Annotated in this window: 3 protein-coding genes and 1 pseudogene; 3 read left to right on the top strand and 1 reads right to left on the bottom strand. The window is 31.5% G+C overall.

The window, feature by feature from the left end; translation table 11 throughout:
• Positions 1-523 precede the first annotated feature (523 nt).
• The 3 genes and pseudogenes from Q0F58_RS16215 to Q0F58_RS16205 all read left to right on the top strand — a co-directional run.
• The gene (locus Q0F58_RS16215) at positions 524-5,014 is read left to right on the top strand and encodes a starch-binding protein (RefSeq protein ID WP_294378870.1); all 4,491 of its coding nucleotides are present in this window, start codon (positions 524-526) and stop codon (positions 5,012-5,014) included.
• Between the two features lie 356 nt (positions 5,015-5,370).
• Positions 5,371-5,616, top strand: coding sequence for a TM1266 family iron-only hydrogenase system putative regulator (locus Q0F58_RS16210; protein WP_294378869.1), 246 nt, complete (start codon positions 5,371-5,373; stop codon positions 5,614-5,616).
• Positions 5,617-5,722: 106 nt separating this feature from the next.
• A pseudogene (locus Q0F58_RS16205) lies at positions 5,723-5,911 on the top strand ([FeFe] hydrogenase H-cluster radical SAM maturase HydG); the annotation flags it as partial.
• On the opposite strand, the gene Q0F58_RS16200 reads toward Q0F58_RS16205, so the two are convergent.
• The gene (locus Q0F58_RS16200; RefSeq protein WP_294378867.1) at positions 5,903-6,265 is read right to left on the bottom strand and encodes a transposase; all 363 of its coding nucleotides are present in this window, start codon (positions 6,263-6,265) and stop codon (positions 5,903-5,905) included. The pseudogene Q0F58_RS16205 and the gene Q0F58_RS16200 sit on opposite strands and share 9 nt — an antisense overlap.
• Positions 6,266-6,439: the final 174 nt, after the last annotated feature.

Raw genomic sequence — 6,439 nt, 5'->3', positions numbered from 1 at the left:
AAATAACCTTAATTATATTATATCTCTTTTTGAGAAATTTCCACTTTCAACTTGTACTATTTATATTCTAGCATCAATATAAATCTTCTAAATCCATCTCCTCAATAAACTGACTTAGTAAACGCACAGAATCATTACTAGGAATCATATAATCAATATTTAATGGAAGTTTTAATTGATAAAACTTCTGATTAATTGTATAATCTTTTTGTAAAATGTTTCTTTTTATTAACATAAAATCATTTTACCACAAATCTCAAACTCTCAGAAGTTTGAGATTTATTTTTTACCTAAAAAAAGCTGTCACACTATTTTTTAGTGCGACAGCCCCCTCTTTATCTTTGTGATATTTTACAAAAGTTGAAAAAAATATTGTAAAATGTTATGTTAAGTATTAATATATGATTATGAAATCGTAAACAAAGATTACAAGTTTAAGATACTATCGTATGAAAGTGTGGTGATAAAAAATATTTTGGTAACGGTACCGAAAAAATACTTATTAAGATTAGGGGGATTAAAATTGGCTAAGAATAAAATTAAAAGATTAATTGCAATAGGAACTGTATTTTTCAGCTTGGTGAGTTTTTCACCAAATGTTAGTATAGCTGCTTATTCAGCCGAAAAAACAGAAGCTCAGTCAGAAGAGTCATCAATGCTAACTTATGAAGAAGAGCAGGGTGCTATACTACATGCTTGGGATTGGTCATTTAAAACTATAGAGGATAATTTAGATGCAATTTCAAATGCTGGATATACTGCGATTCAAGTTTCTCCAATTCAAGGGAATAAGGACGGAAGTATAACCGATACAAAAAGGTGGTGGATATTATATCAGCCAATAAACTTTAAAATAGGGAATAAGCAGCTTGGAGATAGAGAAGAATTTATAAATCTATGTAATAAGGCTAAAGAAAAAGGAATTAAAATTTATGTAGATGTTATTGCTAATCATACAGGTAACGATAATGATGATGCAACTAAGTATCCAGATAACATAGATGATGATATTAAAAATATAGGTCAAGATGCATGGCATACCCCATTACATTCAGTAGCATCATGGGATGATAGATTTGAAGTTACTCATGGATGTGTTGGATTACCCGATTTAAACACTGAAAATAAGGATATACAAAACTTATTTAATAAGTATTTACAGGATTGTTTAGATTGTGGAGCAGATGGGTTCCGTGTCGATACTGCAAAGCATATAGGACTTCCAACAGATGAAGGTAATTGTAAGAGTGACTTCTGGCCTAATGCTTTTGGAAGTTTAAGAACAAAGGATAAGAAAGAACCATATGTATATGGTGAAGTACTGCAAGGTGGAGCAGATAATTATAAAGAGTATTCTAATTATATAAACTTAACATCAAGTAATTACGGAAAAAATGTAAGAGAAGCGGTGGGGTTAGGAAGTGATCCTGATGTAAGTAAAATAGAAAATTATGATGCAGATAGTGTTGATCCGAGCAAATTAATTACATGGGTAGAATCTCATGATACTTATGCAAACGATTCCGCGGAATCAACTGCTTTAACTGATGAACAGATTAAATATGGATGGGCACTTATAGCTTCTCGTGCAGATGCTAATCCATTATTCTTTAATAGGCCTGCTGGCAGAGGAAAGCTTGATGGGAATATAGGCGACGCTGGTGATGATTTATGGAGAGATGCAGATGTTGTAGCAGTAAATAAATTCCGTATAGCTATGAAAGACAAAGAAGAAAAGTTAGTTGAACTTGATAAAAAAACAATGATAATTCAAAGGGGAAGCGGAGAAGATGCAGGTCTTGTAATTGTTAATATGGATAAGGATAAACAAATTAGCAGCATAGATGTTAATTTAGAAGATGGCAGTTATAGTAACTGTGGTGAAAAAGATGCTTCATTTACTGTTAAAGATGGAAAGATAAATGGAACTATTCCAAAGGGAATAACAGTACTGTATAAAAATGGACAAAAGGAAGAAGCTGTTTTAACACCTAAGGTATCAATAAGTCCTGATAATAAGTCATTTTCAGGCGAAAGTTTAGAATTAACACTAAAATCAGAAAATGCAGCAAAAGCTACTTATTCTATAAATGGTGGAGTAAAAACAGCATATAATGATGGAGATAAAGTTGTTATAGGAAAAGACAGCAGTGCAGGTGATTTAATAACTGTAAATATAGAGGCAACTAATGAACAGAACAGCAGAACAGCAAAAGAAACTTATAAGTATATTAAAAAAGATGAAAATTCATGTGCTACAGTATATTTTAAAAGAGATAGCAATTTTAAAACAGCTTATATTTATGCTTGTAATGAACTAGGTGAAGAAAATGCAGCGTGGCCTGGAGAAAAGATGACTTATATCGGAAATAATACTTATAAATATGATTTAAAGGACTTCACAGACTGTAATGTTATGATAAATGACTGGTTCTATGGAAATAATAAGACTGGAGAATTGAGTCTGGGTGCTAATGATAAGAAAATATATAGCGAATCAGGCAGTACTTGGACTAATGTGGATGGTGTGATAAATGAAGATACCGATGCTGTTGAAGATGGAATAAAAGATGGAACTAGTAAGGTATATTTCAAAAAGCCTGCTGAATGGAAAGATTATGATGATGTCTGCGTTTATTTCTATGGAAATGGTGGTCCAAGCTGGCCTGGTGTTCCAATGAAAGAGGTTGAAGGAAAAGAAGGATTATATACTTATACTTTACCGGAAGGATTGGAAGGCTCAATGGTATTGTTCAATGCTAAAGGCAGTACAGTTCAAGTTCCAGAAAATACAGGATTTAAGGCACCGGCTGACTCAACAATGATTTGGGATGGAGAATGGAAAGAATATCTTAATGGAACTTCAAAAGCATATTTTAGAAAGCCAGCAGACTGGGGAGAGCCTAATATATATGCGTGGAAGGATGATAGCAGTAAGATAGAAGAGTGGCCTGGTATTCCAATGACTAAGGTTGAAGGAACAGAAACATTGTATTCTTACACACTGCCTGAAAATTATGGTGATGCAAATATTATATTTAATGATGGATCTAATAAGACAGATAATTTAAAACTGCCTTCAGAAAAAGCAATGATATATGATAATGGAGAATTTAGAGATTTTACTATAGAAGATCTTGAAGAACCTGAGGTAGTGTCAGATGAAGCAGGAATCACTAAAGTATATTTCAAGAATACATCTAATTGGGAAAAAGTTTATGTTCATTATTGGAATACTGATGGAAAGAGTACAACATGGCCTGGAAAAGAAGCTCAAGATGAAGGAAATGGACTATTCAGTTATACACTTCCAAGAGGATTTGAAGAAGCAGGTGTAATTTTTAATGATGGCGGTAATGGACAGCAGACAGATGATTTAAAAACAAAAGTTGGACATTCGATGTTATATGATGAAGAAAGTAAGTCTTTAAAAGATTTGACAAAGGTTTATTTTAAAAATTCTCAAGGCTGGGATAAAGTTCGTGTGCATTACTGGGTAGACGGTGGTTCTACTACTACATGGCCAGGTGAAGCTTTAGTTTATCATGGGGACAATTTATATAGTTATGAAATGCCGGAAGGTTATGAAAATGCAAATATAATTTTCAATAATAACAATAATGGAGCTCAAACACAAGAAAATTTAAAGATTACAGATGGACAAACAATGATTTTTGATTCAAATAGTGAATGGAGAGAATTTTCAGAAAGTGATATTCCTACAAATTCAGATGTAGATGAGCCGGTTGATGATAAGAAAGATGATGCAGATAAGCTGACAAAAGCTTATTTTGAAAATTCAAATGGATGGGAAGATTTAAGAATATATTTCTATACAGAAAAATCAGATGGAAGCTTAAATAAAGAATTTTCAAAATGGCCAGGTGTTGAATTAGTATCTGAGGGAAATGATTTATACAGTTATACATTGCCTGATGGATTTAAAAACTCAACATTAATATTTAATGGTAAAGCAACAACTTCAAGTGCAGTAACTGTTGATGGTACTGAGAAAATAGATGTTCATACAGGCAATCTAAAAATAAAAGCTGGAGAAATTATGATATTTAGCAATGATTCATGGCAGGAATATTCAATTCCTGATGATGACAAGAATCAAGAAGTTTCAGAAATAAATAAAGTAAAAATAAGCGGAACAGCTAAAAAAGGATATACTTTAACTGCTAAAGTTTTAGATGCTGATGGAAATGAAATTAATTCCGGAATAACTTATCAATGGTACAGATCATCATCTAAAGATGGAGAATATGAAGAAATAGAAGGAGCAGATGAAAAACAATATAAGTTAACTAGCAGCGATAAGAATAAATATATTAAAGTTATTATTAGGGATTCATCTAACAATGAAGTTTCATCAGAACCAACTTCAAAAATAACAGCTTCATCATCTTCTTCACATCATTCATCATCAAGCAGCAAAACATCTGATAATTCAGTAAATGATAATAGTTCAGACAATAATGCTGTTAATAATGATAAGACAGATAATTCAAATAAAAATGAAGAAAAAACTGTTGAAAATGGATGGAAACTAAATTTAGATGGAAGCTGGTCATTTATTGAAAATGGAAGTCCAGTTCAAGGATGGAAACAAGTTAGCGGGTTATGGTATTTAATGAACGAAGATGGAAAAATGCAAACAGGATGGAAACAAGTTAATGGTGCATGGTATTTAATGAACCAAAATGGAGCAATGATGACAGGATGGCAGTTTTGGAGTGAAAAATGGTATTATTTAAATACAGATGGCAGTATGTTAACAGGATGGCAGTTTATTAATGATAAATGGTATTATTTAAATACAGATGGCAGTATGTTAACAGGATGGCAGTTTATTAATGATAAATGGTATTATCTAAATGAAAGCGGAGATATGGCAATAGGCTGGAAGAACATAAATAGTACATGGTATTATTTATATTCTGATGGTTCTATGGCTTATAGCACTTCAGTTGATGGATATAATTTAGATGCCGACGGAGCTTGGAAATAAAAAATACCTGCAATAATTTTTTATAAATACTGAAAGTGGTGACTAGTATTGAACTGCTTTCAGTATTTTTCTACAAGTTTATTGTAAATATATGAGTATATACCTTATAAATTGAAGTAATGAGAAAAATATGATAAAATTAAAATAACCTTACTTAAAGATTAATCTGATGGAAAAGGTTTAGTTAAAAAAGTCGTTCTGATTAATGAGGGTTCATCCCAAATAACAAGGGGTTAGTTATAAATATTTTGATATTAATATCTCTGCGCTTATTTTTAGTACAGAGATTATTTTTTTGAAATTTTATTATTAAAAATATTAAATAAAGTTAATTTATATTAATTGAGGAGTAAAGTATGGACAACAGAATTGCGCTTATCGGAATAATAGTGGAGGACCTGGGAAACACTGAAAAATTGAATAATATCCTTCATGAATACAGCAGATACATAATTGGAAGAATGGGTATTCCCTACAAAGAAAAAGATGTATGTGTAATAAGTGTAGTAATTGATGCCAGTAATGATGTTATAAGTTCCTTATCAGGGAAATTAGGCATGATTAAGGGTATCAGTGTAAAGACAATGTATTCTAAAAAATAAAATTTCAATATGAAGGTTAAAATATTGCGCTGATTTTGAGTGGATAATAATAAATCAGGATGAGTTATACAAGAAAGTAATTTAAAGAAAGAAGTGTGTGACGGATATGTATAACGTTATGTCAAGTGTGGCAACTGAATTTATCAACGATGAAGAAATTTTATCAACTCTTGAATATGCACAGGAAAACAAAAATAATAAACAGCTTATAAATGAAATAATAGAAAAAGCTAAAAGCTGTAAGGGTTTATTTCATAGAGAAGCAGCAGTGCTTCTTGAATGTGAGTTAGAAGAAATTTATTCCTCCACATCCAGAAGTTTTAAGTTTATTATGACTATTATACTTTAAAATCCAGTCTAAAAGTTGTTTGTTTGAACGGATTTTATATTTAATACATATATCAATCAAAGAACTACTACCGTTGAGATACTCAGTAACGGCTTGTTGCTTTAATTCAGATGTATATTTGTGATTTCCATTTGTTTTACTAAACCCTTCTACTCCACACCCTTTATAAATAGCTATCCATCTTTGAATACTCTGATAAGCAATTCCGAGGCTACGCGCCGCCTCATTAAGACCAATTTTATTATCCATAATATTTTTAACAGTTGTTAATTTAACTTCATTAGAAATTCTTTTTGACATAAAAAATGCTCCTCCTTATGATAGACATTTTATTATTTTATGTGTCTACCATAAGGGGAGCATATCAGATTTTTAAACCCGCTAATGCGACAGCCCCTTTAGAATAGCTTCTAATCATATCCTGTGTAGCTGCTCTATAAGCTTCACATGTATATTGTATACCTCTATCTGAGT

The organism is uncultured Clostridium sp., assembly GCF_934754915.1.
GTDB lineage: Bacteria > Bacillota > Clostridia > Clostridiales > Clostridiaceae > Clostridium.
This window is presented reverse-complemented; position numbering and strand designations above follow the sequence as displayed.

Coding starts and splice junctions, on each gene's coding strand:
- Q0F58_RS16210 (WP_294378869.1), top strand. CDS start 5,371: ATGGACAACAGAATTGCGCTTATCGGAATAATAGTGGAGGACCTGGGA.
- Q0F58_RS16200 (WP_294378867.1), bottom strand. CDS start 6,265: ATGTCAAAAAGAATTTCTAATGAAGTTAAATTAACAACTGTTAAAAAT.